Raw genomic sequence first — 25449 nt, 5'->3', positions numbered from 1 at the left:
TGCTGAGTAAATATTACGCGCTATCAATCCTCATGTCATCTTGATCATTAATCATGATAGCCAGCGTTCAATGCCGGTCATTCATTGATCCACTGGTAGGGCATGATTACCTTGCTGGCGACGGGCTTGCCGTCCAGCGTTTCGGGATTGAATACGCACTTGGCCAGCGCATCGCGGGCCGCCTGATCGAGGGCCGGATAACCGCTGGAGCGGATGACTGCCGCCTTGCTGACTTTGCCGTCCGCTTCCACCGTGAAGCGCAGCGTGACCCTGCCTTGGGCGCCGTGCCGTTTCGCCTCCAGCGGCCAGGCTGGCGCTGCGCAGCCGGCCGGCATGCTGGCCGGCACGACGACGGCCGGTGTGGCGCTCGGCGCCGGTGTTGTTGTGTTGCAGCCTTGCAAGAGGACGGCCAGGCCAGCCGTGGCCAGCAGCCTGCTGGCGGAAGAGGGGGAGAAGGAATGCGGACAGGACAAGAGGAACTCCGTACGGTGGAAATGAAAACGCCAGCCTTCCGGCTGGCGCTGTGGGGCGAAATGCGCGCTGGCGCTTATTTCTTGGGCGCGCTCAGGCACGATTTCATGAAGGCCTTGCGCTCGTCGCCCTTCATGTCCTTGGCGTCGACATTGCACGCCTTCATCTTGTTTTGCTGCGTCATGGCCGGTGCCGGCTTGGCGCTCAGGCATTCCTTCATGAACGCCTTGCGTTCATCGCCTTTCTTGCCGGCGGCATCTGCATTGCAGGTGGTCATCTTCGACTGTTGCGCCGTCTTGGCGACAGGGGCCGCTTCCGGCGCGGCAGCAAAGGCAGAGCCGGCAAACGCGGCGGCGATGCAGAGGGCGATTAATTGTTTCATGGCAAATCCTTGTAGACGCGGGCTAGGGAAGGGGGATGCAACCGGCATGGGAATGCCGATATGCAAAACGTAACTAACTATATGACATTTATCAACAAAAAATCCAATTGAGTGTGTCTTTTTGTTACCGATGCATGAGGGCGTGGCGCCATACCGGCGCGGAGCTGGCCCGGGCCGCCATGCGGCGGCGGCGGGCGCGCCTTTTTTTGCTATGCTAGCGTCTTTCCACCGGCCGATGCCGCTGCCTTGGCCGGCGCACCCTCAATACGGAGTAGTTATGGTCTCGTTGCAAGAGCAGTTTTTAAAGGCCGGCCTGGTCGACAAGAAGAAGGTCAAGCTGGCCAACCAGGACAAGAGCAAGCAAAAAAAGGACGAGCGCAAGAGCGGCACGCAAAGCGTCGACGAGGTGCGCCTGGCCGCGCTCGAGACGCAGCGCAAGAACGCCGAGCGGGCGCGCGAACTGAACGCCCAGCGCGACGCGGCCGCGAACCAGAAGGCCATCGTGGCGCAGATCGCGCAGCTGGTGCAACAGAACCGCCAGAGCAAGGGCAACCACGGCGACGTGCCGTACAACTTTACATTTAATAACAAGATCGAGCGCATCTACGTGACGGCCGCCGTGCAGGCGCATCTGGTGGCGGGCCGCCTGGTGATCGTCTGCCTGGGCGGCGCCGTGGAACTGGTGCCGCGCATCATCGCCGACAAGATCGCCGAACGCGATGCCGCCATCGTCGTGCGCGTGAAGCAGGCCAGCACCGAAGTGGACGAGGACGATCCGTACGCGGCGTTCCAGATTCCCGATGATTTGATGTGGTAAGAGGGATGCTTGCCCGGCGCTGACGGCGCCGGACTGGAGTCCCTGCGGGCCGGAAACGGCCCGTTTTTATGTGCTCCACAAACAAAAACGCCAACCCGAAGGTTGGCGTTTTGATATGTACTGCGCATTCTTGGTGGCCCGGGGCGGAATCGAACCACCGACACAAGGATTTTCAATCCTCTGCTCTACCGACTGAGCTACCAGGCCAAGGTGGCGAATTATAGCAGACCAAAACGCGAATGCAAGGGCTGGCGGCGACTTTTCCTGGATTTTCCGGCGATGTCTGTGTTTATTTGCTTGTGGGTCAAATATTATTTGAGGTGAGCGGTATTTTTCTCAACAAAGGATGGGCGCATAGTGTCGTGGTCGGCGGTGCCTTATTTGCCCCGCCTTGCATCGCAATCCATCAGAGAGGAATACCGCATGAATGCCATTACCCAACACACCGCCATCCCCGCCATCGGCCTGGGCACCTTCCGCCTGCAGGGCCAGGTCGTCATCGATTCCGTCACCACGGGCCTCGACGTCGGCTATCGTCATATCGACACGGCGCAAATCTATGGCAACGAAGCCGAAGTGGGCCAGGCCATCGCCGCCAGCCCCGTCCCGCGCGACGCGCTGTTCGTCACGACGAAGATCTGGATCGAGAACCTGCAGCGCGACAAACTGATTCCCAGCCTGAAGGACAGCCTGCACAAGCTGCAGCTCGAGCAGCTGGACCTGACCCTGATCCACTGGCCGTCGCCACAGGACGCCATTCCCGTCGCCGAGTACATGGCGGCGCTGGCGGAAGCCAAGGCGCAGGGGCTGACCAGGGCCATCGGCGTATCGAATTTCACCAACGCGCAGCTGCGGCAGGCCATCGCCACGGTGGGTGCGGCGGAAATCGCCACGCAGCAGATCGAGATCCATCCCTTCCTGCAAAACCGCAAGGCCATCGACTTCGCGCGCAGTCAGGGCATCCACATCACGGCCTACATGCCGCTCGCCTATGGCAAGGTGGTTGCCGATCCCGTGATTGCGGCCATCGCCGCCAGGCACGGCGTGACGCCGGCGCAGGTGGCCTTGAGCTGGTCGCTGCAACAGGGCTTTGCCGTGATTCCATCCTCCACAAAACGCGCCAACCTGGAAGCGAACCTGCATTTCCAGCGCGTCACCCTGTCGCCGGACGAGATGGCGCAGATGGCCACGCTGGAGCGCGGCGAGCGCCTGGCCAACCCGGACGGCCTGGCGCCGCAGTGGGATTGATATGGGCGCCATGACTGCGATGCACAAGCTGGGACAGCAGGGGAGTCTGAGCATCGGCCTGGAACTGCCGCTCGATAATGACTGGTCGTCCACGGGGCGCCAGGCGAATGCGGCATCCAGCCGCGTGCCGGGCGAGCCGGACCTGCGCCGGCACGCGGAACTGGCGCAGCTGGCCGACCGCCTCGGTTTCAGGGCGCTGTGGCTGCGCGACGTGCCCCTGTACGACCCGTCGTTCGGCGACGCGGCCCAGGTCTTCGAGGTGTTTACCTATCTCGGCTACCTGGCCGGCATCACGGAGAACATCTTGCTGGGCACGGCCGCCGTCGTGCTGCCCCTGCGCGAGCCCGTACTGACCCTGAAGGCGGCGGCCAGCGTCGACCAGCTCAGTGGCGGGCGTTTGCTGCTGGGCGTGGCCAGCGGCGACCGTCCCGTCGAATATCCCGTGTTCGGCCGCGACTTCGGGCAGCGCGGCGCCGCCTTCCGCGAGCAGGTCGCCATGCTGCGCGACTGGGGCCTGACGCATCTGCCGCCCGGCATCCGCCTGCTGCCCAGGCCGGGGGCGCCCTTGCCGCTGCTGGTGGCGGGGCTGGCGCAGCAAACGCCGGCCTGGATCGGCGCGCAGATGGATGGCTGGCTCGCCTATCCGGGCACGCCGGACGACCATGCGCGGCGTGCGGCGCAGTGGCGCGCCGTGGCCGGCGGCGACAAGCCGTACGTCAGCTTCATCCACCTGGACCTGGACGAGGATGCGTCCATGCCGCTGCAGCGTTTCCGTTTCGGCGGGCGCACGGGGCGCGATGGCCTGATCGCGGAATTGCAGGCCATGCGCGAAGCCGGCGTGCGGCATATCGGCTTGCAGCTGCGGCAGAACCGCCGTCCGCTGGCCGAGGCGCTGCAGGAAATCGCGGACCACGTATTGCCCGTGTTTCATGGCGCCGCTTGACCTGGAGCAGGCGTCCTGTACTTCCGGACTATCTGAAACCGGTGGGGCAAACGCTATAATGGCCGCATGAACAGTCCCACTCCCCCTACCATGCGGCGCTTCATGCATAGCCACAGCGACGTTTGCATCGTCGGCAACGGCGCCATCGCGAAAACCACGGCGCTGGCGTTTGCCCAGGCAGGACAAAGCGTCACCCTGTTATGCCCGGCCAGCGCGCCCGCAGCCGCTTCCGCCGTCAAGCCGGTCGAGCCGAGCTGGGACATGCGCGTGTATGCGCTCAATCACACGGCGCACCAGCTGCTGTCGTCGCTGAAGGTGTGGGGCGCGTTGGCGGCCGACCGGGTGGCGCCCGTCGACGCCATGCTGGTCAACGGCGACGGCGCGCAGGCGGGCGGACTCGGTTTCGACGCCTACGGCGCCCATGTGGGCACCCTGGCGTGGATCGTCGAAGACCGCAACCTGGGCCAGGCGCTGGACGCCGCCCTGAAGTTCGCGCCGAACGTCAACGTCGTGCAGGGCCGCGCCAGCCGCCTGGAATGGACGAATGACTCGGCCGTCGTGCACCTCGATGGCGGCGACACCATCACCTGCGCGCTGGTCGTCGGCGCGGACGGCGCCCAGTCCTGGGTGCGCGGCCAGTGCGACATCGGCCTCGATTACCGTGCGTATGGCCAGCGCGGCGTGGTCAGCAACTTCGCCTGCGAAAAGCCGCACCATGGCGCGGCCCACCAGTGGTTCACGGGCAGCGAAGGCATCGTCGCGCTGCTGCCATTGCCGGGCGAGCGCGTCTCGCTGGTCTGGTCGGCACCCGATGCGCTGGCTGATACATTGATGAACGAATCGGCCGACGCCCTGGCTGCGCGCCTGGCCGCCTATTGCCACGACAAACTGGGCAAGCTGACGCCGCTGCAACCGGAGCTGGTGCGCGCCTTCCCGCTGACCCTGATGCGCCCGCATGCCATGGTGGCGCCGCGCGTGGCCCTGGTGGGCGACGCCGCCCACGTGGTGCACCCGATGGCGGGCCACGGCATGAACCTGGGCTTTGCCGACGTGGCGCAGCTGGTCAAGACCATCGCCGAACGCGAGGCGCACCGCGGCATTGGCGACGAGCGCGTGCTGGCCCGCTATGCGCGCGCGCGCAAGGAAGACGTGCTGCTGATGCAGCTGGCCACCGATGGCCTGGCGCGCTTGTTCGGCGCCGATCTGGAACCGCTGCGCGTGGTTCGCAATTTGGGATTAAACTTGCTGGATAAATTGCCGGCCCTGAAGCGGAAAATGATTTCGCATGCCCTCGGAAATCAGTAAGTCTTAAGATATCGCTGGATAATGGCAGGTGTGAAAATTCAAGGTCGCCGCAGCTGGTCTGCGGCGATCGTTTTGTTAAAGAGATAACTGCGCCGGGCCAGATGCCAGTGCCGCCAGGCGTTTCAAGTGGAGAAGTGATAGTGATAAAAATGAGCAGAATCGCATTGGTACTGGCCTCGGGCCTGATGATGTCGTGCGCCGGCGCGGAAACGCCAACGGAAGCGAACATCAAGAAACTGATCGAGCCGCGCCTGGGCGAAGGCGCCAAGGTGGACTCGGTCAAGGAAACCCCGTACGGCGGCCTGTACGAAGTGCGCACGGGCGGCGACATCCTGTACACGGACAAGGCCGCGCAATACCTGTTCGTCGGCCACGTCTTCGACGCCAAGACGTCGCAGGACCTGACCAAGGTGCGCCTGGACGAAGTCAACCGCATCAAGTTCTCCGACCTGCCGCTCGATTCGGCCATGAAGACCGTGAAGGGCAATGGCAAGCGCGTGATCGCCGTATTCGAAGACCCGAACTGCGGCTATTGCAAGCGCTTCCGCCAGAACGCGCTGAAGGAAATCGACAACGTCACCGTCTACACCTTCATGTACAACATCCTGTCGCCCGATTCCATCGTCAAGTCGCGCAATGTCTGGTGCGCGCCGGACCGCAACAAGGCCTGGGATGACTGGATGCTGAACGGCAAGGCGCCGGCTACGGTGGCCGCCACGTGCGCCAATCCGCATGAAAAAATCCTCGCCCTGGGCCAGCAATTGCGCGTCTCGGGCACGCCAGCCATCTTCTTTGCCGACGGTAGCCGCATCCCGGGCGCGGTCGATGCGAAAACGCTGGAACAGAAATTCTCGACCATTAAGTAATCCGGGCTGTCGCCAGGAAGGCTGGACGGCGCGCCCTCGCAAGGTGCGCTTTTTTTTTGCATTTTTTTCCGCTGTCGTATGATCAGGTGTTGTTTGTAGACTCAATAACAATTCAAAGGGGGAGCAGCAGATGATTACATTGAATATCAACGGACGCGACACGCAGGTCGACGCCGATCCATCCACGCCCATCCTGTGGGCGCTGCGCGATAATCTGAACATGACGGGCACCAAGTTCGGTTGCGGCATGGCCCTGTGCGGCGCCTGCACGGTGCATCTCGATGGCCAGGCCATACGCTCCTGCATCACGCCGATTTCCTCCGTGGGGGCGCAAAAGATCACCACCATCGAGGCGATGGAAAACGACCAGGTCGGCAAGGCGGTGCAGGCGGCATGGGTGCGCCACGACGTGCCGCAATGCGGCTACTGTCAAAGCGGCCAGGTGATGAGCGCCACGGCGCTGCTGCGCACGAACAAGTCGCCCAGCGATGCCGATATCGACGGCGCCATGAGCGGCAATATCTGTCGCTGCGGTACCTATCAACGGATCCGCGCAGCCATCAAGGACGCGGCCAAGACCCTGGCCTGAGGAGAGCGACATGCGTATCGAATGGTTGAATCAGGAAGCATTGCAGCATGGCGGAGTGACCCTGGGCGCGGCGCTGGCGTCGGCGCCGGTGGCGGTGGCCGATGGCGTGTCGCGGCGCGGTTTCATGAAGGCTGGCGCGGTGGCCGGCGGCGGCTTGATGCTGGGCTTTTTCCTGCCTGGCGCCGGCAAGCTGGCGCTGGCGGCCGATGGCGCCCCCGCCAAGCCCGTGTACGCGCCGAACGCCTTTTTGCATATCGCGCCCGATAACACGGTGACGGTGCAGGTAAACCGGCTGGAATTTGGCCAGGGCGTGCAAACGAGCCTGCCCATGCTGATCGCCGAGGAACTCGACGCCGACTGGGCGACGGTGAAGGGCGCGCTGGCGCCGGCCGGCGAGCAGTACAAGGATGCCGCTTACGGCATGCAGATGACGGGCGGCTCCGGAAGCATCGCCCACTCGTTTACGCAGTACCGCGAAATCGGCGCCAAGGCGCGCGCCATGCTGGTGGCCGCCGCCGCCGCGCAGTGGAAAGTCAGTCCCGACCAGGTGCGCGCCGCCAAGGGCGTGCTGCATGGGCCTGGCGGACAAAAGGCGACCTATGGCGAATTTGCCGACGCCGCCATGCGCCAGAGCGTGCCCGCCACGGTCAAGCTGAAGGATCCGCGCGAATTTTCCATCATCGGCAAGCCCGTGAAGCGCCTCGACGCGGCCGCCAAGTCGACCGGCAAGCAGCAGTTCGGCATCGATTTCAAGCCGCCTGGCGCGAAAGTGGCCGTGGTGGCGCGCCCGCCCGTGTTTGGCGCAAAAGTGGCGAAATTTGACGCCAGCAAGGCCAAGGCCATCAAGGGCGTGCTCGAGGTGCTGGAAGTGAAGACCGACCGTGGCGGCAGCGGCGTGGCCGTGATCGCCGACGGCTACTGGCCGGCCAAGCAGGGCCGCGATGCGCTGGCGATCGAGTGGGATACGAGCGCCGTGGAAAAGGTCAGCAGCGTCCAGCAGCTGGCGGCCTTCAAGGCGCTGGCGAAAACGCCGGGCACCGTCGCCAGACCTGCCGACATGGCGAAACTGGCGTCGGCGCCGAAAAAGATCGAAGCCGTCTACGAGTTCCCCTACCTGGCGCACGCGCCGATGGAGCCGCTCAACTGCGTGGTCGACCTGCAGGCCGACAAATGCACGATGTGGGTCGGCTCGCAATTCCAGACGGGCGACCAGGCGGCAATCGCCGCCACCTCCGGGCTGAAACCCGAGCAGGTCACCCTGCACACGATGATGGCAGGCGGCGGCTTCGGCCGGCGCGCCGTGCCGTCGTCCGACTACGTGGTCGAAGCGGTCAACGTCGCCAAGGCTTGGCGGGCGGCGGGCAAGAGCGGACCGCTGAAACTGATGTGGAGCCGCGAGGATGACATCAAGGGTGGCTACTACCGGCCATCGCATGTGCACCGCGCGCAGATAGGCCTCGACGCCAAGGGAAAAATCCTTGCCTGGGACCACACCATCGTGGGCCAGTCCATCATGGCCGGCACGCCGTTCGAAGCGTTCATGGTGAAAAACGGCGTCGACGGCACCATGGTCGAAGGCATGGGCGAGCCGTACACCCTGCCGATGAAGCTGTCCGTGCACACGGCCAAGGCGAACGTGCCCGTGCTGTGGTGGCGTTCCGTCGGCTCGACGCACACGGCCTTCGTCATGGAAACCCTGATCGACGAGGCCGCGCACGTGGCGAAGATGGACCCCGTCGCCTACCGCAAGCAGTTGATCGACGCCAAGCATACGCGCCACATCGCCGCGCTGGACCTGGCCGTGGCCAAGTCCGGCTATGGCAAGAAGAAGCTGCCGAAGGGGCAAGCCTGGGGCGTGGCCATGCACGAATCGTTCAATTCCGTGGTTGCCTACGTGCTGACGGCCTCGGTGGTGGAAGGCGCGCCCAAGCTGCACCAGGTGTGGGCGGGCGTGCATTGCAACCTGGCCGTCAATCCCCTGACGATCGAGGCGCAAGTGCAGGGCGCCGCGCTGATGGCGCTGGGCATGACGATTCCCGGCGCGGCCATCACGCTCAAGGATGGCGTGGTGGAGCAGCAGAACTTCGGCGATTACCCCGTGCCGCGCATGCCGGACATGCCGGTGATCGAAGTGCACCTGGTGGCCTCGGGTGATGCGCCGACGGGCATGGGCGAGCCTGGCGTGCCGCCGCTGGCGCCCGCATTCGCCAATGCGCTGTTCGCCCTGACGGGCAAGCGCCTGCGCAAGCTGCCGTTCGACCTGGCGACCGCATGATGGCAGTGGTCTTTTGAGTACGGTCGGCATCTTGCTGGCAGCCGGAAGGGGACGCAGGTTCGACCCTTCCGGCGTACAGAATAAATTATTGCAGCCGCTGCCTGACGGCCCGTACACGGGCTTGCCCGTGGCGGCGGCGGCGGCCAGCGCCATGCTGGCGGCCCTGCCGCGCGTGCTGGCCGTGGTGCGCGCCGACGACACGCAGGTGGCGCGCGTGCTGGGCGCGCTGGGCTGCGAAGTGCGCGTCTGCCATGACGCCGACACGGGCATGGCCGCCTCGCTCACCTGCGCCATCGACCATGTGCGCGGCGCGCCGGGCTGGCTGATCGCGCTGGGCGACATGCCTTGGGTGGAAGCGGCTACAATCGCCGCCTTGTCGAACGCCATTGCCGATGGCGCGCGCATCGCGGTGCCCGTCTTCCAGGGCCGGCGCGGCAATCCCGTCGCGTTCAGCGCCGTCCACTTGCCGCTGCTGCTGGCGCTCGACGGCGACCAGGGTGCGCGCAGCATCGTGCGCAGCCATGCCGTGCGCGAAGTGGCGGTGGACGACAGCGGCATCTTGCGCGATATTGATACACCTGACGATTTGTAAGGCGGGGCAGTGGCGCTCCCGGGAAGACAGGCCAGACACGAGGAAAACATGAAGAAAGCACCGATCAAGAAAATCATTGCCAAGGCGGGAGCCAAGGCGAGCGGCAAAGTCACAAGCAGAGCCGCGGCGAAAACCGCATTGAAAACCATGCCGGCTGCGGGCATCATCTACAGCATCGCCGCGGCCGACCTGGCTGGCCACATGTTCAAGGTGAGCTTGACGGTCAAGTCGCCGGCAGCCATCGGCCAGGTATTTGCCTTGCCGGCCTGGATCCCGGGCAGTTACATGATCCGCGAATTTTCGCGCAACATCGTCAGCATCCGCGCCGAGTCCGAAGGCAAGGCCGTGGCGCTGACCAAGCTGGACAAGCACTCGTGGCAAGCCGCGCCGTGCAAGGGCGCCCTGATGGTGGAATACGACGTCTACGCCTGGGACCTGTCCGTGCGCGCCGCCCACCTGGACCAGAACCACGGCTTCTTCAATGGCACCAGCGTGTTCCTGCGCGTGCTGGGCCAGGAGGCCGAGCCGCATGAAGTGCATATCCTGCAGCCGAAAGACGCGGCCTGCAAGACCTGGAGAGTCGCCACCACCCTGCCGGAACTGAAGGCCAGGCGCTATGGCTTCGGCAGCTACCAGGCGGCCAACTACGATGAACTGATCGACCACCCGGTGGAGATGGGCGACTTCGCCCTGGCCACCTTCAGCGCGCATGGCGTGCCGCACGATATCGTCGTCACCGGCAAGGTGCCGAACCTGGACCTGGACCGTCTGTGCCGCGACCTGAAAGCCATCTGCGAAACGCAGATCGCCTTCTTCGAGCCAAAGACGAAAAAAGCGCCGATGGACCGCTATGTGTTCATGACGATGGCCGTCGGCGACGGTTATGGCGGCCTCGAGCATCGCGCCTCGACGGCGCTGATCTGCGCGCGCGCCGACTTGCCGACGACCGCGTCGACCAGCACGGAAATCGGCGACGGCTACCTGAAATTCCTCGGCCTGTGCAGCCACGAGTACTTCCACACCTGGAACGTCAAGCGCATCAAGCCGGCCGCTTTCGCGCCGTACAACCTGCAGGCGGAAAGCTATTCGCCGCTGCTGTGGCTCTTCGAGGGCTTCACCAGCTATTACGATGACCTGATGCTGGTGCGTGCGGGCCTGATCGACGAGGCGGCTTACTTCAAGCTGCTCGGCAAGACCGTCAACAGCGTGCTGCGCGGCAGCGGCCGCAACAAGCAAAGCGTGGCCGATTCCAGCTTCGACGCCTGGGGCAAGTACTACCGCCAGGATGAAAACGCGCCGAACGCCATCGTCAGCTACTACACCAAGGGCTCGCTGATCGCGCTGGCCTTCGACCTGACCCTGCGCACCAAGACGCATGGCGCGAAGTCGCTGGACGACGTGATGCAGGCGCTGTGGCAGCGCTATGGCCGCGATTTCTACAAGGGCAAAGCGCGCGGCGTGACGCCGGCCGAAGTCGAAGCCCTGTTCGACGAGATTTCCGGCACGCGCATGAAACCGTTCTTCGAGCGCTACATCCGCGGCACGGACGACGTGCCGCTGGCGCGCCTGCTGGCGCCATTCGGCGTCAAGTACAGCGATGCGCGCAAGGCGGAAAAGGCCAGCCTCGACGTCAACCTGGGCCGCGACGGCAACGATGCCAGGCTGGCGCAGGTGCACCAGGGCGGCGCCGCCCATCTGGCTGGCCTGTCGGCCGGCGACGTGCTGGTGGCCGTCGATGGCTTGCGTGTGACGGGCAACCCGGCCAACCTCGACACCTTGCTGGGCCGCTACGCGGTCGGCGCCAAGGTGGCCATCCACGCCTTCCGCCGTGACGAGCTGATGACGCTGACGGCCGTGTTGCAGGGCGACCGCGTGCCGGGCGTCAGCCTGGCCCTGTTGCCGGCGCCGAAAAAAGCCACGGGACCGAAGCGTCCAAGCGCCGCGTAATTCTGGCATCTGTTGCCTGGGCCGGCAGGGAGGATAGTGCTACGCACAAGATTTCCCTGCCGGCGGTTGCCAGCCTGTTTTTCACGGTACAATTTCTCGCACGAAATTCCTCGTGCCTGCAAGCATGTGCGGCGCGATCCATCCGTTGACCGTCCCGATTCCTCCGTGAAACTTGATCCCGCCACCATCGTCCTGATGTCCACCCTGATGACGGGCGCCATGTGCGTGGTGATGTTTTCCGCGCAGCGCAGCTTCCCCCACAGTGTGCAGGGGCTGCGCGAATGGGTGACCGGCATGCTGGGCCTGATATTGGCCAGCGGCCTGTTTGCCTTGCGCAGCCTGATCGTGCCGGAACTCCTGTTGCCGGTGGCTAATTCCGTCCTGCTGTGCGGTGTCGGCATGCTGCTGATCGGCACGCAGCGCTTCTATGGCGTGCGCCCCAGCTGGCGTTTGTTTCACCTCGTGTGGCTGCTGGGACTGCTGGTCATGCTGTGCTGGCTGTACCTGCGCCCCGACTTTGCCATGCGCGTGGCGCTGTTCTCCTTTCTCATGCTGGCCTTGCATGCCGCGCAATTTCTCGTCATCGCGCGGCATGGCGAGCGCCATATTTCCACGGTTTTTTTTGGCCTGCTGGCCCTGGTGCAAACACTGTCGATGCTGCATCGCGGCTTGAGCGCACTGCAAGAGGGGGGCGCCGGCAGCGACATCCTGCATGGCGGCCCGCACCACAGCCTGTATCTGGCGATACTCGCTTTCATGACCCTGCTGCTGCCGGTCGGCTTCATGGCGGTGGCCACGCGCCGTCTGCAGATGATACTCGAGCAGCACTCCAACCACGACCCGCTGACGGCCGTCCTGAACCGGCGCGGTTTCGCTCAATTCCATGCGCGCGTCAGCGCGCGTTTGCGGCGTGCGGAGCAGTCGCTGGCCGTGCTGAGCATCGACCTCGATTTTTTCAAGGCCATCAATGACCGCCATGGCCATGCCGTGGGCGACCTGGTGCTGGTCGACGTGGCCGGCGTCATCCGCAGCGTCTTGCGCGACAGCGACGCGGTGGCGCGTTTCGGCGGCGAGGAATTTGTCGTGCTGCTGCCCGATACGCAGCTGGCGCGCGCCGAACTGGTGGCGCAGCGCCTCCAGGACACCTTGCGCCAGCCGCGCCCCGATGCCGGCTTGCCGCGCTATACGCTGAGCATCGGCATCGCCTGCCAGGCTGGAGGTGGGGAAACGCTGGACAGCCTGCTGCTGCGTTCGGACAAGGCGTTGTACCGCGCCAAGCAGCTGGGACGCGACCGTGTCGAAGTGGCGGACAAGGCGTCGGCATCGTTGCAACAGCAACATCATATTTGCCTTCACTGAACTAAATTTTCCATAACTGAACTAAAATTGCTCTACAGCGCCTTGCAAAATCGTAGTCTCGAGTTGGACAGGCGTCCCTATTGATTTCTTGGACTTTGCCAGACCGTGGAAACTCTCGACCCCCGCACCATCATGTTGATGACGACCCTGATGTGCGGGGCCATGAGCGTGGTCATGTTTTCCGTGTACCGCAGCTTCCGGCGCGAGGTGCATGGGCTGGGCCACTGGTCGGCCGGCTTGCTGCTGCTGGTGTGCGCCTCGTTCCTGTTTGGCGCGCGCGGCACCCTGCCCGACGCGGTGGCGCTGCTGGGGGCGAACGTGACCCTGATGCTGGGCATCGGCCTGTCGATGCTGGGCACGGAAAAATTCTACGAGCAGGCGCCCAGCGTGCGCTTCTATCTTGCGGCGTGCTGCCTCGGCACCGCCGGCATCGCCTGGTGGCTGCTTGTGACGCCCGACTTTTCGCGGCGCGTGGCGGTTTTTTCCTGCATTGTTTTCTTTTTCTATGCGCGCCAGGCGCAGCTGGTGTACGCGTACGGCGAACGCCATTTTTCCAGCCTGTTCTTCGGCTCCCTGATGCTGGTGCAGGCGGGCGTGGTGCTGGCGCGCGGCTGCTCGGCCCTGCTGCATGGCGGCACCAGCGTGGACTTGCTGGTGACGGGCACGCTGGCCAGCATTTACCTGGCGGTGGCCAATTTCATGGCACTGCTGCTGACGGTGGGCTTCATGACGGTGGCGACGCGCCGCCTGCAGATGATACTCGAGCGCCGTTCGACGCATGACCCGTTGACGCAGGTGTTGAACCGGCGCGGTTTCGGCGATGTCTACGAGCGCGAAAAGGCCAATTCACGGCGCAATCTCCGGCCCTTGACCTTGCTCAGCATCGACCTGGATTTTTTCAAGTCGATCAACGACCGCTATGGCCATGCGACGGGCGACAAGGTGCTGGCGCATGTGGCCACCATCATCGGCGGCGCCCTGCGCGAATCGGATTGCGTGGCGCGGTTTGGCGGCGAGGAATTCATCGTGCTGATGCCCGACATGGCGCCGCACAACGCGCTCGGCGTGGCCGAACGCATCCGCGCCCTGCTGCGCGAACCGAATGGACGGGGATTGCCGCCATGCACGGTCAGCATCGGCATCGCCTGCCAGGCGTCGGTGCAGGAGGAACTGGACCAGTTGCTGTCGCGCGCCGATGCGGCCCTGTACCAGGCCAAGGAAAATGGCCGCGACCGCATCGAAGTCGATGTCTGCGAAGTGACTACTGTGGTCCGGACAACGTCCGCAGCTGGAAGCGATACTCGTCGTTGAACAAGAAGGTTTCGGAGAAATCGAGCGTCTTGTCGCGGCCGCGCATCAATTGGGCTGCGGGCGGGAAGGCAGCGGGCACGCGCCGCACGGCGGCCAGCGCCGCCTTCGACGCTTCGTTGTCGCGCGAACGGTGCACGCGGACATTTTTCAGGCTGCCATCGCGTTCCACGCTGAGGTCCAGCACGACGATGGCCGGCAGCATGGGCGGCAGGCGTCCGCTGAAGGTATGCTGGGGATTGGCGTCCATGATTTGCTGCGCCACCAGCAGCTTGTAGGCATCGATGGTGGCCGGTGGCTGGACCGGCCCTGGCCGCGGCGTGCTCGCCGTCGGCGGGCTGGCTGGCGCCTGCGCGATGGGCGCGGGGGCCTTCTGGCATGCGGCCAGCAGCGTGGCGGCGGCAAGGACGGTCAGTAGCTGTCTCATGACCGCCAGACTACCACTTCTCAGGCGAACAGGCGTTCCAGTTCCACGCCAGGGTCGGGCGCGCGCATGAAGGCTTCGCCCACGAGGAAGCTATGGACGCTTGCCTCGCGCATGCGCTGGACGTCGGCCGTGCTGTGGATGCCCGATTCCGTGATGATCAATTTGTCTTGCGGAATGCGCGGCAGCAGGCCGATGGTGGTCTCCAGCGACGTGTCAAACGTGCGCAGGTTGCGGTTGTTGATGCCGATCAGGGCGCTCTTGAGCTTTAGCGCCGCATCGAGTTCTTCACCGTCGTGGCTTTCGATCAGCACGCCCATGCCCAGTTCGTGGGCGCACGCTTCCATCTCGGCCATCAAGCCATGGTCGAGCGCTGCGACGATCAGGAGGATGCAGTCGGCGCCCATGGCGCGCGCTTCATAGATCTGGTACATGTCGACCATGAAGTCCTTGCGCAGCACGGGAATGGCGCAGGCGGCGCGCGCCTGCTTCAGGTAGTCCACGGTGCCCTGGAAGAACTGTTCGTCCGTCAGCACGGACAGGCAGGCCGCGCCATGGGCGGCATAGCTGGCGGCGATGTCGGCCGGGCGGAAATCGGCACGGATGACGCCTTTTGACGGCGATGCTTTTTTGACTTCGGCGATGATGCCGGGTTTGCCGTCGCCGATATGCTGGCGCAGGCTGGCCTCGAAATTGCGCAGGTCGGCGCGCAGGGCACGGTCGTTTTCCACGTCGCCGCGCAGGCTGGCCAGGCTGCGATGGGCTTTCGCCTTGGCCACTTCGTCGGCTTTCACGGCCAGGATTTTATCGAGTATGTCGGACATGATGGTCGCTGTTCTATCAAGGTGGCGGGAGGTTATGCTTGCGCCGGGGTGCCCAGCTGCTGCGTCACCTGCACGAATTGGTCGAGTTTTGCTATGGCGGCGCCCGAGCTGACGGCGGCGCGCGCGCGCGCCAGGCCATCTTCGATCGAGCTGGCGATGCCGGCCGCGTACAGTGCCGTGCCCGCGTTGAGGGCGACGATGTCGCTTGCCGCGCCGGGTTCGCCGCGCAGCGCTTCCATCATCTTGGCTTTCGATTCGACGGCATCGGCCACTTTCAGGTTGCGGCTGGCGATCATCTGCAAGCCGAAATCTTCGGGATGGATTTCATATTCGCGGATTTCGCCGTTGACCAGCTCGCCCACGAGGGTGGAGGCGCCGAGCGACACTTCATCCATATTGTCGCGGCCATACACGACGATCGCATGCTGCGCACCGAGGCGCTGCAGCACGCGCACCTGGATGCCGACCAGGTCGGCGTGAAACACGCCCATCAGAATGTTCGGCGCGCCGGCCGGATTGGTCAAGGGGCCGAGGATATTGAAGATCGTGCGCACGCCGAGTTCCTTGCGCACGGGCGCCGCATGCTTCATGGCCGCGTGGTGGTTCGGCGCGTACATGAAGCCGATGCCCGTTTGCGCGATCGACTGGGCGATCTGCTCGGGTTGCAGGTTGATGTTGACGCCCAGCGAGTCGAGCACGTCGGCGCTGCCGGACGAGGACGACACGCTGCGCCCGCCATGCTTGGCCACGCGCGCGCCGGCCGCCGCCGCCACGAACATCGAGGCGGTGGAAATGTTGAAGGTGTGCGCGCCGTCGCCGCCCGTGCCGACGATGTCGAGCAGGTTGGTGGTGTCGGCCATGGGCACCTTGGTGGAAAATTCGCGCATCACTTGCGCGGCGGCGGCGATTTCGCCGATGGTTTCCTTCTTCACGCGCAAACCCACGGTCAGGGCGGCGATCATGGTGGGCGACATTTCGCCGGACATGATCTGGCGGAACAGGTACAGCATTTCGTCGTGAAAGATTTCGCGGTGTTCGATGCAGCGCAGCAGGGCTTCTTGTGGGGTGATCGGCATGATGCTTCCTTCTTCAATGATGGCGCAGGAGGACACTGACGGCACGCCGGGGCGTGCGCATGGAATCAGCGCTCGAGAAAATTCTTCAGCAGGGCGTGGCCGTGCTCCGAGAGGATCGATTCGGGGTGGAACTGCACGCCCTCGATATCGAATTCCCGGTGGCGCACGCCCATGATTTCGCCGTCGTCCGTCCAGGCCGTCACTTCCAGGCAGGAAGGCAGCGAGGCGCGTTCGATCGCCAAAGAGTGGTAGCGGATCACTGTGAAGGGGCTGGGCATGCCTTTGAAAACGCCCACGCCCGTATGCGCGATGAGGGAAGTCTTGCCATGCATGACTTGCTTGGCGCGGATGACCTTGCCCCCAAACGCTTCGCCGATGGCCTGGTGGCCCAGGCAGACGCCCAATATCGGTTTCTTGCCGGCGAAGTGCTTGAGCACTTCCACCGAAATGCCCGCCTGTGCCGGCGCTTTCGGCCCGGGCGAGATGCAGATGCGGTCCGGGTTCAGCGCCTCGATCTGTGCGATCGTGATTTCATCGTTGCGGTAGACCCGCATGTCTTCGCCCAGTTCACCGAAATACTGCACGATGTTGTAGGTGAAGGAGTCGTAGTTGTCGATCATCAGCAGCATCTTAAAACCCTCCATCCAGGCCATCTTGCACTTGTTCGGCGGCGCGCAGCACGGCACGCGCCTTGTTTTCGGTTTCCTGCCATTCCATCTCGGGGATCGAGTCGGCGACGATGCCGGCCGCGGCCTGCACGTACAGCATGCCGTCCTTGACCACGCCCGTGCGGATGGCGATCGCCACATCCATTTCGCCGCCAAACGACAGGTAGCCGCAGGCGCCGCCGTAGATGCCGCGCTTGGTGATTTCCAGTTCGTCGATCACTTCCATGGCGCGCACTTTCGGCGCGCCCGTCAGGGTGCCGGCGGGGAAGGTCGCGCGCAGCACGTCCAGGTTCGACAGGCCATCCTTCAGCTTGCCTTCCACGTTCGAGACGATGTGCTGCACATGCGAGTATTTTTCAATGACCATGCGGTCGGTGACTTGCACGCTGCCCGTTTCGGCGATGCGGCCGATATCGTTGCGCGCCAGGTCGATCAGCATCACGTGCTCGGCGATCTCTTTCGGATCGGCCAGCAGCTCGGCCGACAGCTCGGCGTCGCGCTCCGGCGTGGCGCCGCGCGGACGGGTGCCGGCGATCGGGCGCAAGGTGACTTTCTTGCCGCCGTCCGCCGTCTTTTCGTTGCGCACCAGAATTTCCGGCGAGGCGCCGATGATCTGCATGTCACCGAAATTATAGAAGTACATATACGGCGACGGATTGAGCGAACGCAAGGCGCGGTACAGGGTCAGCGGCGAATCGACATATGGCTTGCGGATGCGCTGGCCGATCTGTACCTGCATCAGGTCGCCCGCCATCACGTATTCATGCGCCTTGGCGACCGCCTTCAGGTAGTCTTCCTTGGAAAAATCGCGGATGGTTTCCGTGCGCACGGAAGCGCTGGTGACGGGGGCATCGACGCCGCGGCGCAGCATCATGCGCAAGTCCTTCAGGCGTTGCTGCGCTTTCGAAAACGATTCGGGCTGCGTGGTGTCGGCATACACGATCAGGTAGAGCTTGCCGGACAGGTTGTCGATGACGGCCAGTTCTTCCGTCACCATCAGCTGGATGTCGGGCAGCTTCAAGTCGTCTTTCGGCGCGCCGCCGGCGAGTTTCTTCTCGATGTGGCGCACGGTGTCGTAGCCGAAGTAGCCGGCCAGACCGCCGCAGAAGCGCGGCATGCCGGGGCGCAGGGCCACCTTGAAGCGCGACTGGAACTGTTCGATGAAGTCGAGCGGATTGCCTTCGTGTTCTTCGATCACGACGCCGTTCTTGACGATTTCGGTGCGCTTGCCATAGCTGCGCAGCACGGTCGTGGCGGGCAAACCGATGAAGGAATAGCGGCCGAAGCGTTCGCCGCCGACGACGGATTCGAGCAGGAAGGTGTTCTTGCCGCCTTGTTGGGCCTGTGCCAGTTTCAGGTACAGGGTGAGCGGGGTTTCCAGGTCGGCGAACGCTTCCGCGATCAGGGGGATGCGGTTGTAGCCTTGCTGGGCCAGCGATTTGAATTCGAGTTCGGTCATGTTTCTCTCCATGCCGTCAGGGTATGCGTGTGCATAGTGCACAAACCCTGCGGTGGGTTATCAAAAAACTTGCCGGTGCACGCTAAATGCGCAAAGTACGCGTGTGCAGCCGGCAGCAATCGTAACGGCTCGGCCCTTAGGCCTGCCAGGATTGCCAGCGTCGCCAAAGCCAGGCCTCAATCGAGCCGGTTTGGGTGACATTGTGTTTTTTGATGAGAAACGTGTTCACGATATGGTGTTGGGTTTGGTCAGTATGCCGGTTAATTTTGCATGCTAATAAAACGGGCTGCTTCGAGCAGTGTCTTTACTATACCATCGGAATCGGTATCGTGTATAGAGTGTCCGTGATTGTAGCCATAAGGTACCGTCAATACGGGGCAAGCCGCAGCCCGGGCCGCTTGCGCGTCATTCGACGAGTCGCCGATGGCCACCACTTTGGCCGGCGCCAGGTCGAAGTCCGCGCACACTTGCAGCAGCGGCAGCGGGTCCGGTTTCTTCCTCGGCAGCGAATCGCCGCCGTAGACGATCTCGAAATACTGGTCCAGATTTTTCAGTTTCAGCAGGGGCAGGGCGAAGGCGATCGGCTTGTTGGTGACGCAGGCCAGGCGCAGGCCCGCCGCCTTCATCGCCGCCAATCCCGCTTCCACGTCCGGGTACAGGGTGCTGTACTGGCCATTGATGGCCAGATAGTGGCGCTGATAGGCTTCCATCGCCTGTTCGAAGCGCTGCTCCACGCCGGCCGCATCGAAGTCGAGGGCGAGCACGGTGCGGATCAGGTTTTCCGAGCCCTTGCCCACCATCAGCTCGATGGCGTCGGCGCTGATGGGCGCGAGATCGAATTCGGCGCGCATGCCATTGATGGCGACGTGGAAATCGGGCACGGTGTCGAGCATCGTGCCATCGAGGTCGATGATGGCGGCGCGCACGCCGGCCAGTACATGGTGCTTCGCCGTGCCCGCTTGCATCAGGCGCCCGCTACCGCTGCCAGCTCGGCGCGCATGGCGTCGATGACGGCCTTGTAGTCCGGCTTGCCGAAGATGGCCGAGCCGGCGACGAAGGTGTCGGCGCCGGCGGCGGCGGCGGCGGCGATGTTGTCGATCTTGATGCCGCCGTCGACTTCCAGCATGATGTCACGGCCCGATTCGTCGATCATGCGGCGCGCTTCGGCGATTTTCTTCAGCGCTTGCGGAATGAAGGACTGGCCGCCGAAGCCCGGGTTGACGGACATGATCAGGATGATGTCGATCTTGTCCATCACGTGTTCCAGGTAGTGCAGCGGCGTGCCCGGGTTGAAAACCAGGCCCGATTTGCAGCCGTTATCGCGGATCAGCTGCAGCGAACGGTCGATATGATGCGACGCTTCCGGATGGAAGGTGATGATGTTCGCGCCAGCCTTGGCGAAATCCGGGATAATGCGATCGACTGGTTCGACCATCAGGTGCACATCGATGGGCACTTGCACGTGCGGGCGAATGGCTTCGCACACGAGCGGGCCGATGGTCAGGTTCGGCACGTAATGGTTATCCATCACGTCGAAATGGATGATGTCGGCGCCGGCGGTAACGACGTTGCGCACTTCCTCGCCCAGGCGGGCAAAGTCGGCGGACAGGATGCTGGGAGCGATACGGAATGTAGTCATGGTGAAGTAGCCAAAGGATAGAAAATGCAAAGTTGCGCTATTTTACGCTTGACGCCGCTGCCATGCCTGATTGCAGCACGGTGAAACACAGAATACGCATCGCGCGATGCCCGGTGAGGCGCGCGCGACACACAATATGACTGGCAATGTCTGAATAGGAACGATGATGGCGACTTATGAATTTACGGTAACGGTCAAGACGCAGTACCTGCCTGAGCAATCGGCGCCCGAGCAGGGCCGCCATGTGTTCAGCTACACGATTCGCGTCGTCAACACGGGGACCGTCGGCGCGCAACTGATTTCGCGCCACTGGGTCATCACGGATGCGAATGACAAGGTGGAGGAAGTGCGCGGCCTGGGCGCCGTCGGCCACCAGCCGCTGCTGCAGCCGGGCGAGCAGTTCGAATACACGAGCGGCACCATGCTGGCCACGCCGCAAGGCTCGATGCGCGGCGAGTACTTCTGCGTGGCCGAAGACGGGCACCAGTTCGTGGCGGCCATTCCGGAATTCGTGCTGTCGCTGCCGCGCACCCTGCATTAAGAGCGTCAGGCCTGCGGGCCGTCGCCTGTCATTTCAGTTTTTCAGTGGCGTTTTTTTCTTCGCTCACTTGTTTGCGTGCTGGCGGCGTGGGTTTCTTGCCTGAATACATGGTCCACCAGACAATAAATACCAGCAAGAAGAACGCCACCAACGCCTCAATCATCAAGATCCACATACGCACCCCTATGTTATTTACTCGCAGCTTCCATACCCGCAGCGCATTTACACGCGGTAGTCTACTCGTTTCAATCGGCGCCGTCGCGCTTGCCCTTTCTGCCTGTACCACGCCGCCCACGGCGCCCGCTGCCGCCGGCGGCAAGGCGCCCGCCATCGCCCCGAGCGTCGTCAAGCCCGTGCCGTCCAAGCCCGGTACGCCTGAAGCGAAGGATGCCACGGATGCGGCGGCGCCCACGTTCGTGCCCGCCAAGTTTGCCGCCTTGCCTGGCTGGACCCGCGATGACTTGCGCGCCGCCTGGCCTGCCTTCATGGCTTCGTGCGGCGTGCTGGTGAAGCGTCCCGACTGGAAGGAATCGTGCACGATCGCGCGCCAGGTGAATGCCGACAGCGACAAGGCGATCCGCCTGTTTTTCGAAACTTTCTTTGTGCCAAATCAAGTCGTGGCCGCCGATGGCGTCAATACTGGCTTGGTGACCGGTTATTACGAACCGTTGCTGCATGGCGCGCGCAAGCGTGGCGGCCCATACCAGACGCCGCTGTACAAGGTGCCGGATGACCTGATTTCGGTGGACTTGGCCAGCGTGTATCCGGAACTGAAAAACATGCGCCTGCGCGGCAAGCTGGTCGGCAAGAAAGTCGTGCCATACGCGACCCGCGCCGATATCGAGCGGGCCACGTCCGTCACCGGCAAGGAGTTGCTGTGGGTTGATGATGAAGTGGAGGCATTCTTCCTGCAAGTACAGGGTTCCGGTCGCGTACAGCTGACCGACACCCAGGAAACCGTGCGCGTGGCGTATGCGGAGCAGAATGGCCATCCGTACAAGTCGATCGGCCGCTACCTGGTCGACAAGGGCGAGCTGACCCTGAGCCAGGCGTCCGCGCAGGGCATCAAGGCATGGATCGCCGGCCATCCCACGCGCAAGGATGAATTGTTCAATGCCAACCCCAGCTATGTATTCTTCAAGGAAGAGCGCTTGCCCGATCCGAAGGTGGGGCCGAAAGGCGCGCTGGGCGTACCGCTGACGCCGCAGCGCTCGGTGGCCGTCGATTCGCGCTTCCTGCCGCTCGGTGCGCCCGTCTTCCTGTCGACCACGCAAGCCAATAGCGATATCCCCATGCAACGCCTGGTGATGGCGCAGGATACGGGCGGCGCCATTCGCGGCCCCATCCGTGTTGACTACTTCTTTGGTTTTGGCGCGGAAGCGGCGGAGAATGCGGGCCGCATGAAGCAGAGCGGCGCCGTGTGGGTGTTGCTGCCCAAGCAGGCGCCGGCGCGCTAAGGTTGCCTTGGCGGCGCCGGAAGGTGATGGTTTAGCGCAGGACCATGACTGGCAGGTGGGTATGCGCCAGCACTTTCTGCGTCTCGCTGCCGACGAACAGCTTGTTCAAGCCCTTGCGTCCATGCGAAGCCATCAGGATGATGTCGCAATGATAGGTTTGCGCCGCGTTGACGATTTCTTCGTGCGGGCTGGGCGAGACGGCCACGACGCCCTCGAAGGGAATGCCCGCGGCGCGCGCGGCAACGCTGATCTTGTCGATGGCGCGCTGCGATGCTTCCTGCATTTGCTGTTCATACAGGCTGGCGTCGAGCACGATGCCGCCGTCCGCCATCGGCGAAAACGGGAACGGCTGCACCACGCTGATGGCGATCAGCTTGGCCTTGTTCAATTGCGCGAAGGTGATGGCCGTTTCGGCGGCCTTGTCGGACAGCGGCGAGCCGTCGGTGGGAAATAAGATGGTGTTAAACATGGCGTGCTCCTCAAGTGATGTCAGACAGCTTATGGATTTACCTCAAGCAAAACCTTGATGTAAATCAAACCTCGCAGGCTTAGACGTGAATAGTGTCGTCAAGGCAATCTTTCACAGTGTATGCCCGTTCTTCGCTTCAGGTGCGCACGCTACGCAGCGGCGTGCCCCACACCATGGCAATGGTCAGCGCAATGCTGCCGGCCGCAATGCAGGCCAGGCCGCTGCGCACGCCGAAGTGTTCGGCCACCCAGCCGGCGGCCAGCGCGCCCAGCGGCGCCGTCGCCACCGTCAGGAAGCGCATGGTCGAGGTCATCCGGCCCAGCATGGGATCCGGCGTGACCTTCTGGCGCAAACCCAGGTAGGGAATAAAGAACAGCATCACGCCGCAATCGAAAAAGAACATCAGGATGGCATAGGCCACGGCGCTGGCGGCCGCGCTGCCGAATAGCAGGGCAGGGATGCATGGCGTCAACGCAAAGCATAGCGAAGTCGACGCCAGTCCGATCAGGATGGTACGGCCGGCGCCGTAGCGGCGCGTCAGCGGCTTGACGATGAAGGCGCTCAGCAGCACGCCGGCGCCGCCGAGCATCTGCGTCATGCCCAGCACGCCCGGACTCATGCCCAGGTCGCGCGTGGCAAACAGGACCGTCAAGGCCATGCTGGCGTAAAACAGGAAATGCCAGATGCCGGCGCCCCAGGCCAGCGCGCGCAGCAGTGGCTCGCGCCAGACAAACAGCAAACCGTCGGCGATGTCGCGCAGGGCGTGCTTGTCGGATGGCGCCGGTCGCGGGTCGCGCACGCTCATGGCGCGCAGATTGCATACGGAAACAAGGTAGCCGCACGCCGTGCACAGGATGGCGACCGGTGCGGACAAGACTTGCACCAGTACGCCAGCCAGGCCGGGGCCGATCAGGCGCGAGGCCGATTCTGTCGCGGCAAATTTCGACTGGGCGTCGATCAAGCCATCGCGGCCCACGAGGAAGGTCAGAAAAACCTGTTCGGCACCGCCGCCCACGACGAAGCCCGTGCCGATAATGAATCCCACTATATATAACCAGGGCATCGATAGTACGCCGCACCAATACGCGACGGCCACGCTGGCCAGGGCCAGGCCCGACATGGTTTCGCTGAACAGCATGATCGGGTGTTTGCTGCGCCGGTCCAGCAGCACGCCGACGGGCAGGCCAAAGAGGGCGAACGGCAGCGCCTGCAGGGCGACCAGCAGGCCCATCTGTTCCGGTGTCGCATGCAGCAGCAGTACCGCGCACAGGGGCAGGGCCAGCGAGGTGATCTGGGCGCCGAAGCAATTGAGGCCATTGCTGAACCACAGGCGGCGAAAATTGACGCTGGCGGCGCTGCCGTCGCCGCGCAGGCGACTAGCGCAAGACTGGAGGAAAGAGGAGAGAATTTGCCGCTCAATATAAGTGGTGATCAGGCTCACAATAATAGCAGCGCGCCTGCCGCGCCGCTGCCATTAGCCGCTACAATCGTCGCTACCGTGTTCATCCAGAGGAGACCATATGCAATACGAAGACCTGATCATCGACATCCAGGACAAAGTGGCGGTTATCCGCCTGAACCGCCCGAAGGCGCTCAACGCATTGAACGACAATATGATGAATGAGCTGGGCGATGCCTTGCTCAAATTCGACGCGGATGACAATATCGGCTGCATCGTGCTGACGGGCAGCGAAAAAGCGTTTGCTGCCGGCGCCGATATCGCGGCCATGGCCGACTATACATATCCAGATACTTTTACGCAGGGCTACATCAGCCGCAACTGGGAGCATATCTTGCGCGTGCGCAAACCAGTGGTGGGCGCGGTGGCCGGCTATGCCTTGGGTGGTGGCTGCGAACTGGCCATGATGTGCGATTTCCTGATCGCTGCCGACAGCGCCAAATTTGGCCAGCCGGAAATCAAGGTCGGCGTCACGCCAGGCGCGGGCGGCACGCAGCGCTTGCCGCGCGCCATCGGCAAGGCCAAGGCCATGGACTTGCTGTTGACGGCACGTACTATCGACGCGGCAGAAGCTGAGCGCATCGGTCTCGTGTCGCGCGTCGTGCCTGCCGATAAATTGCTGGAAGAAACCCTGGCTGCCGCCAAGACCATTGCCGCCATGCCGACCTCGGTTGCCATGATGATCAAGGATTGCGTCAACCGCGCCTTTGAAACGACCTTGACCGATGGCGTCGCCTACGAGCGCCGTTTGTTCCAGGCCGCCTTCGGCACGCCAGCACAAAAAGAAGGCATGCACGCTTTCCTGGAAAAGCGCTTGCCAAACTTCGACGGTCTTTGATATGATTCGCCTCCCCGATGAGACGCACTAGTTTGCGGCACAAAAGGGACGGCCTTCCGGGGCTGGGTAGTAAAAAAGAAGGTTGACGAAATGCTGCAAACGCTTCATACTCTTCCTTCTTCGCAGCTGACAAACACAACGCTTTGTCAATAGCGCGAAAGCAGTAACCGAATACAGTTCTTTAACAATTAACAGTCGATAAGTGTGGGCATTTGATGTAGGTGCAGCGTCAATCTTCGGATTGGCGTAATACTTAAAATATCAAATGTTCACAAGAAATAATGAAATAGGATACTTCTTCGGAAGTAGCCTGTCAGTTTTTTGAGTGAGCGACCCATCAGAAATGATGGTGCCGGTAAAACGGCAAAGTAACAGAGATTAAACTGAAGAGTTTGATCCTGGCTCAGATTGAACGCTGGCGGCATGCCTTACACATGCAAGTCGAACGGCAGCACGGAGCTTGCTCTGGTGGCGAGTGGCGAACGGGTGAGTA

26 protein-coding genes, 1 tRNA gene and 1 rRNA gene are annotated in these 25449 nt (G+C 63.1%); 15 read left to right on the top strand and 13 right to left on the bottom strand.

Going from position 1 to position 25449, the window contains the following annotated elements; genetic code table 11:
• Positions 1–77: 77 nt before the first annotated feature.
• Complete coding sequence (locus tag O0880_RS15775; protein ID WP_289887383.1) at positions 78–473, bottom strand: energy transducer TonB; 396 nt, start codon at positions 471–473, stop codon at positions 78–80.
• A 74-nt stretch (positions 474–547) separates the two neighbouring features.
• Positions 548–853 carry a PsiF family protein gene (locus tag O0880_RS15770; protein ID WP_071325482.1) on the bottom strand — a complete coding sequence of 102 codons (306 nt, stop codon included), beginning with the start codon at positions 851–853 and terminating at the stop codon, positions 548–550.
• Between the two features lie 277 nt (positions 854–1130).
• On the opposite strand from O0880_RS15770, the gene O0880_RS15765 reads away from it, so the two are divergent.
• Complete coding sequence (locus O0880_RS15765) at positions 1131–1670, top strand: DUF2058 domain-containing protein (RefSeq protein WP_071325481.1); 540 nt, start codon at positions 1131–1133, stop codon at positions 1668–1670.
• 131 nt (positions 1671–1801) lie between these two features.
• Here the strand turns inward: O0880_RS15765 and O0880_RS15760 are convergent.
• Positions 1802–1877, bottom strand: a tRNA-Phe gene (locus O0880_RS15760).
• A gap of 216 nt (positions 1878–2093) precedes the next feature.
• Here O0880_RS15760 and dkgB point away from each other — a divergent pair.
• From dkgB to O0880_RS15710, 10 genes are all read left to right on the top strand, one after another.
• Entirely contained in the window at positions 2094–2918 is an 825-nt protein-coding gene (dkgB, locus tag O0880_RS15755; RefSeq protein WP_289887382.1) for a 2,5-didehydrogluconate reductase DkgB, read from the top strand.
• Between the two features lie 10 nt (positions 2919–2928).
• A complete protein-coding gene (locus tag O0880_RS15750; protein WP_071326725.1) occupies positions 2929–3861 on the top strand; it encodes an LLM class oxidoreductase in 933 nt (310 codons plus the stop codon).
• 102 nt (positions 3862–3963) lie between these two features.
• Complete coding sequence (locus O0880_RS15745; protein WP_289887381.1) at positions 3964–5166, top strand: FAD-dependent monooxygenase; 1203 nt, start codon at positions 3964–3966, stop codon at positions 5164–5166.
• A gap of 149 nt (positions 5167–5315) precedes the next feature.
• Positions 5316–6032, top strand: coding sequence for a DsbC family protein (locus O0880_RS15740; protein ID WP_034785648.1), 717 nt, complete (start codon positions 5316–5318; stop codon positions 6030–6032).
• A gap of 130 nt (positions 6033–6162) precedes the next feature.
• Positions 6163–6621: a (2Fe-2S)-binding protein gene (locus O0880_RS15735; protein WP_071325478.1), complete on the top strand. Its 459-nt coding sequence runs from the start codon at positions 6163–6165 to the stop codon at positions 6619–6621.
• Between the two features lie 10 nt (positions 6622–6631).
• Positions 6632–8896, top strand: coding sequence for a xanthine dehydrogenase family protein molybdopterin-binding subunit (locus O0880_RS15730; protein ID WP_289887380.1), 2265 nt, complete (start codon positions 6632–6634; stop codon positions 8894–8896).
• A gap of 13 nt (positions 8897–8909) precedes the next feature.
• The gene (locus O0880_RS15725; protein ID WP_289887379.1) at positions 8910–9488 is read left to right on the top strand and encodes a nucleotidyltransferase family protein; all 579 of its coding nucleotides are present in this window, start codon (positions 8910–8912) and stop codon (positions 9486–9488) included.
• Between the two features lie 147 nt (positions 9489–9635).
• Positions 9636–11435 (top strand): PDZ domain-containing protein, encoded by a 1800-nt coding sequence (locus tag O0880_RS15720; protein ID WP_289888120.1) that lies wholly within the window; start codon positions 9636–9638, stop codon positions 11433–11435.
• A 165-nt stretch (positions 11436–11600) separates the two neighbouring features.
• Positions 11601–12794 (top strand): GGDEF domain-containing protein, encoded by a 1194-nt coding sequence (locus tag O0880_RS15715; RefSeq protein WP_289887378.1) that lies wholly within the window; start codon positions 11601–11603, stop codon positions 12792–12794.
• Between the two features lie 105 nt (positions 12795–12899).
• Positions 12900–14105 (top strand): GGDEF domain-containing protein, encoded by a 1206-nt coding sequence (locus tag O0880_RS15710; RefSeq protein ID WP_289887377.1) that lies wholly within the window; start codon positions 12900–12902, stop codon positions 14103–14105.
• Here O0880_RS15710 and O0880_RS15705 read toward each other — a convergent pair.
• The 7 genes from O0880_RS15705 to rpe form a co-directional block, all read right to left on the bottom strand.
• Positions 14056–14529: an energy transducer TonB gene (locus O0880_RS15705; protein ID WP_289887376.1), complete on the bottom strand. Its 474-nt coding sequence runs from the start codon at positions 14527–14529 to the stop codon at positions 14056–14058. The genes O0880_RS15710 and O0880_RS15705 overlap by 50 nt on opposite strands.
• A gap of 20 nt (positions 14530–14549) precedes the next feature.
• Positions 14550–15350: an indole-3-glycerol phosphate synthase TrpC gene (gene trpC / locus O0880_RS15700; protein WP_289887375.1), complete on the bottom strand. Its 801-nt coding sequence runs from the start codon at positions 15348–15350 to the stop codon at positions 14550–14552.
• A gap of 32 nt (positions 15351–15382) precedes the next feature.
• Complete coding sequence (gene trpD / locus O0880_RS15695) at positions 15383–16426, bottom strand: anthranilate phosphoribosyltransferase (RefSeq protein WP_289887374.1); 1044 nt, start codon at positions 16424–16426, stop codon at positions 15383–15385.
• Positions 16427–16491: 65 nt separating this feature from the next.
• Positions 16492–17055: an aminodeoxychorismate/anthranilate synthase component II gene (locus O0880_RS15690; protein WP_289887373.1), complete on the bottom strand. Its 564-nt coding sequence runs from the start codon at positions 17053–17055 to the stop codon at positions 16492–16494.
• Position 17056: 1 nt separating this feature from the next.
• A complete protein-coding gene (gene trpE, locus O0880_RS15685; protein ID WP_071325470.1) occupies positions 17057–18553 on the bottom strand; it encodes an anthranilate synthase component I in 1497 nt (498 codons plus the stop codon).
• 260 nt (positions 18554–18813) lie between these two features.
• Complete coding sequence (locus tag O0880_RS15680; RefSeq protein ID WP_289887372.1) at positions 18814–19518, bottom strand: phosphoglycolate phosphatase; 705 nt, start codon at positions 19516–19518, stop codon at positions 18814–18816.
• Complete coding sequence (rpe, locus tag O0880_RS15675) at positions 19518–20192, bottom strand: ribulose-phosphate 3-epimerase (protein WP_071325468.1); 675 nt, start codon at positions 20190–20192, stop codon at positions 19518–19520. The genes O0880_RS15680 and rpe overlap by 1 nt, the downstream gene beginning before the upstream one ends.
• Positions 20193–20358: 166 nt before the next feature.
• On the opposite strand from rpe, the gene apaG reads away from it, so the two are divergent.
• Positions 20359–20733, top strand: coding sequence for a Co2+/Mg2+ efflux protein ApaG (gene apaG, locus O0880_RS15670; RefSeq protein ID WP_071326722.1), 375 nt, complete (start codon positions 20359–20361; stop codon positions 20731–20733).
• A 28-nt stretch (positions 20734–20761) separates the two neighbouring features.
• On the opposite strand, the gene O0880_RS15665 is transcribed toward apaG, so the two are convergent.
• Positions 20762–21097, bottom strand: a complete 336-nt coding sequence (locus O0880_RS15665; protein WP_289887371.1) for a hypothetical protein — start codon at positions 21095–21097, stop codon at positions 20762–20764.
• On the opposite strand from O0880_RS15665, the gene O0880_RS15660 reads away from it, so the two are divergent.
• Positions 21087–22190: a murein transglycosylase A gene (locus tag O0880_RS15660; protein ID WP_354669893.1), complete on the top strand. Its 1104-nt coding sequence runs from the start codon at positions 21087–21089 to the stop codon at positions 22188–22190. The genes O0880_RS15665 and O0880_RS15660 overlap by 11 nt on opposite strands.
• 31 nt (positions 22191–22221) lie before the next feature.
• Here the strand turns inward: O0880_RS15660 and O0880_RS15655 are convergent, their stop codons facing one another.
• The gene (locus tag O0880_RS15655; RefSeq protein WP_289887370.1) at positions 22222–22659 is read right to left on the bottom strand and encodes a universal stress protein; all 438 of its coding nucleotides are present in this window, start codon (positions 22657–22659) and stop codon (positions 22222–22224) included.
• 136 nt (positions 22660–22795) lie between these two features.
• Entirely contained in the window at positions 22796–24100 is a 1305-nt protein-coding gene (locus tag O0880_RS15650) for an MFS transporter (protein WP_289887369.1), read from the bottom strand.
• Positions 24101–24179: 79 nt separating this feature from the next.
• Between O0880_RS15650 and O0880_RS15645 the strand changes: the two genes are divergently transcribed.
• Both O0880_RS15645 and O0880_RS15640 read left to right on the top strand, forming a co-directional pair.
• Entirely contained in the window at positions 24180–24956 is a 777-nt protein-coding gene (locus O0880_RS15645; protein WP_131689924.1) for an enoyl-CoA hydratase, read from the top strand.
• A 380-nt stretch (positions 24957–25336) separates the two neighbouring features.
• A 16S ribosomal RNA gene (locus O0880_RS15640) occupies positions 25337–25449 on the top strand; the annotation flags it as partial.

Source organism: Janthinobacterium sp. SUN118 (assembly GCF_030397695.1).
Lineage (GTDB): Bacteria > Pseudomonadota > Gammaproteobacteria > Burkholderiales > Burkholderiaceae_D > Janthinobacterium.
This window is presented reverse-complemented; position numbering and strand designations above follow the sequence as displayed.

Excerpts from the sequence above, each read along its gene's own strand:
- O0880_RS15770 (WP_071325482.1), bottom strand. The coding sequence starts at position 853 with ATGAAACAATTAATCGCCCTCTGCATCGCCGCCGCGTTTGCCGGCTCT.
- O0880_RS15765 (WP_071325481.1), top strand. The coding sequence starts at position 1,131 with ATGGTCTCGTTGCAAGAGCAGTTTTTAAAGGCCGGCCTGGTCGACAAG.
- dkgB (WP_289887382.1), top strand. The coding sequence starts at position 2,094 with ATGAATGCCATTACCCAACACACCGCCATCCCCGCCATCGGCCTGGGC.
- O0880_RS15750 (WP_071326725.1), top strand. The coding sequence starts at position 2,929 with ATGACTGCGATGCACAAGCTGGGACAGCAGGGGAGTCTGAGCATCGGC.
- O0880_RS15745 (WP_289887381.1), top strand. The coding sequence starts at position 3,964 with ATGCATAGCCACAGCGACGTTTGCATCGTCGGCAACGGCGCCATCGCG.
- O0880_RS15740 (WP_034785648.1), top strand. The coding sequence starts at position 5,316 with ATGAGCAGAATCGCATTGGTACTGGCCTCGGGCCTGATGATGTCGTGC.
- O0880_RS15735 (WP_071325478.1), top strand. The coding sequence starts at position 6,163 with ATGATTACATTGAATATCAACGGACGCGACACGCAGGTCGACGCCGAT.
- O0880_RS15730 (WP_289887380.1), top strand. The coding sequence starts at position 6,632 with ATGCGTATCGAATGGTTGAATCAGGAAGCATTGCAGCATGGCGGAGTG.
- O0880_RS15720 (WP_289888120.1), top strand. The coding sequence starts at position 9,636 with ATGCCGGCTGCGGGCATCATCTACAGCATCGCCGCGGCCGACCTGGCT.
- O0880_RS15705 (WP_289887376.1), bottom strand. The coding sequence starts at position 14,529 with ATGAGACAGCTACTGACCGTCCTTGCCGCCGCCACGCTGCTGGCCGCA.
- trpC (WP_289887375.1), bottom strand. The coding sequence starts at position 15,350 with ATGTCCGACATACTCGATAAAATCCTGGCCGTGAAAGCCGACGAAGTG.
- trpD (WP_289887374.1), bottom strand. The coding sequence starts at position 16,426 with ATGCCGATCACCCCACAAGAAGCCCTGCTGCGCTGCATCGAACACCGC.
- O0880_RS15690 (WP_289887373.1), bottom strand. The coding sequence starts at position 17,055 with ATGCTGCTGATGATCGACAACTACGACTCCTTCACCTACAACATCGTG.
- trpE (WP_071325470.1), bottom strand. The coding sequence starts at position 18,553 with ATGACCGAACTCGAATTCAAATCGCTGGCCCAGCAAGGCTACAACCGC.
- O0880_RS15680 (WP_289887372.1), bottom strand. The coding sequence starts at position 19,518 with ATGCAAGCGGGCACGGCGAAGCACCATGTACTGGCCGGCGTGCGCGCC.
- rpe (WP_071325468.1), bottom strand. The coding sequence starts at position 20,192 with ATGACTACATTCCGTATCGCTCCCAGCATCCTGTCCGCCGACTTTGCC.
- apaG (WP_071326722.1), top strand. The coding sequence starts at position 20,359 with ATGGCGACTTATGAATTTACGGTAACGGTCAAGACGCAGTACCTGCCT.
- O0880_RS15655 (WP_289887370.1), bottom strand. The coding sequence starts at position 22,659 with ATGTTTAACACCATCTTATTTCCCACCGACGGCTCGCCGCTGTCCGAC.
- O0880_RS15645 (WP_131689924.1), top strand. The coding sequence starts at position 24,180 with ATGCAATACGAAGACCTGATCATCGACATCCAGGACAAAGTGGCGGTT.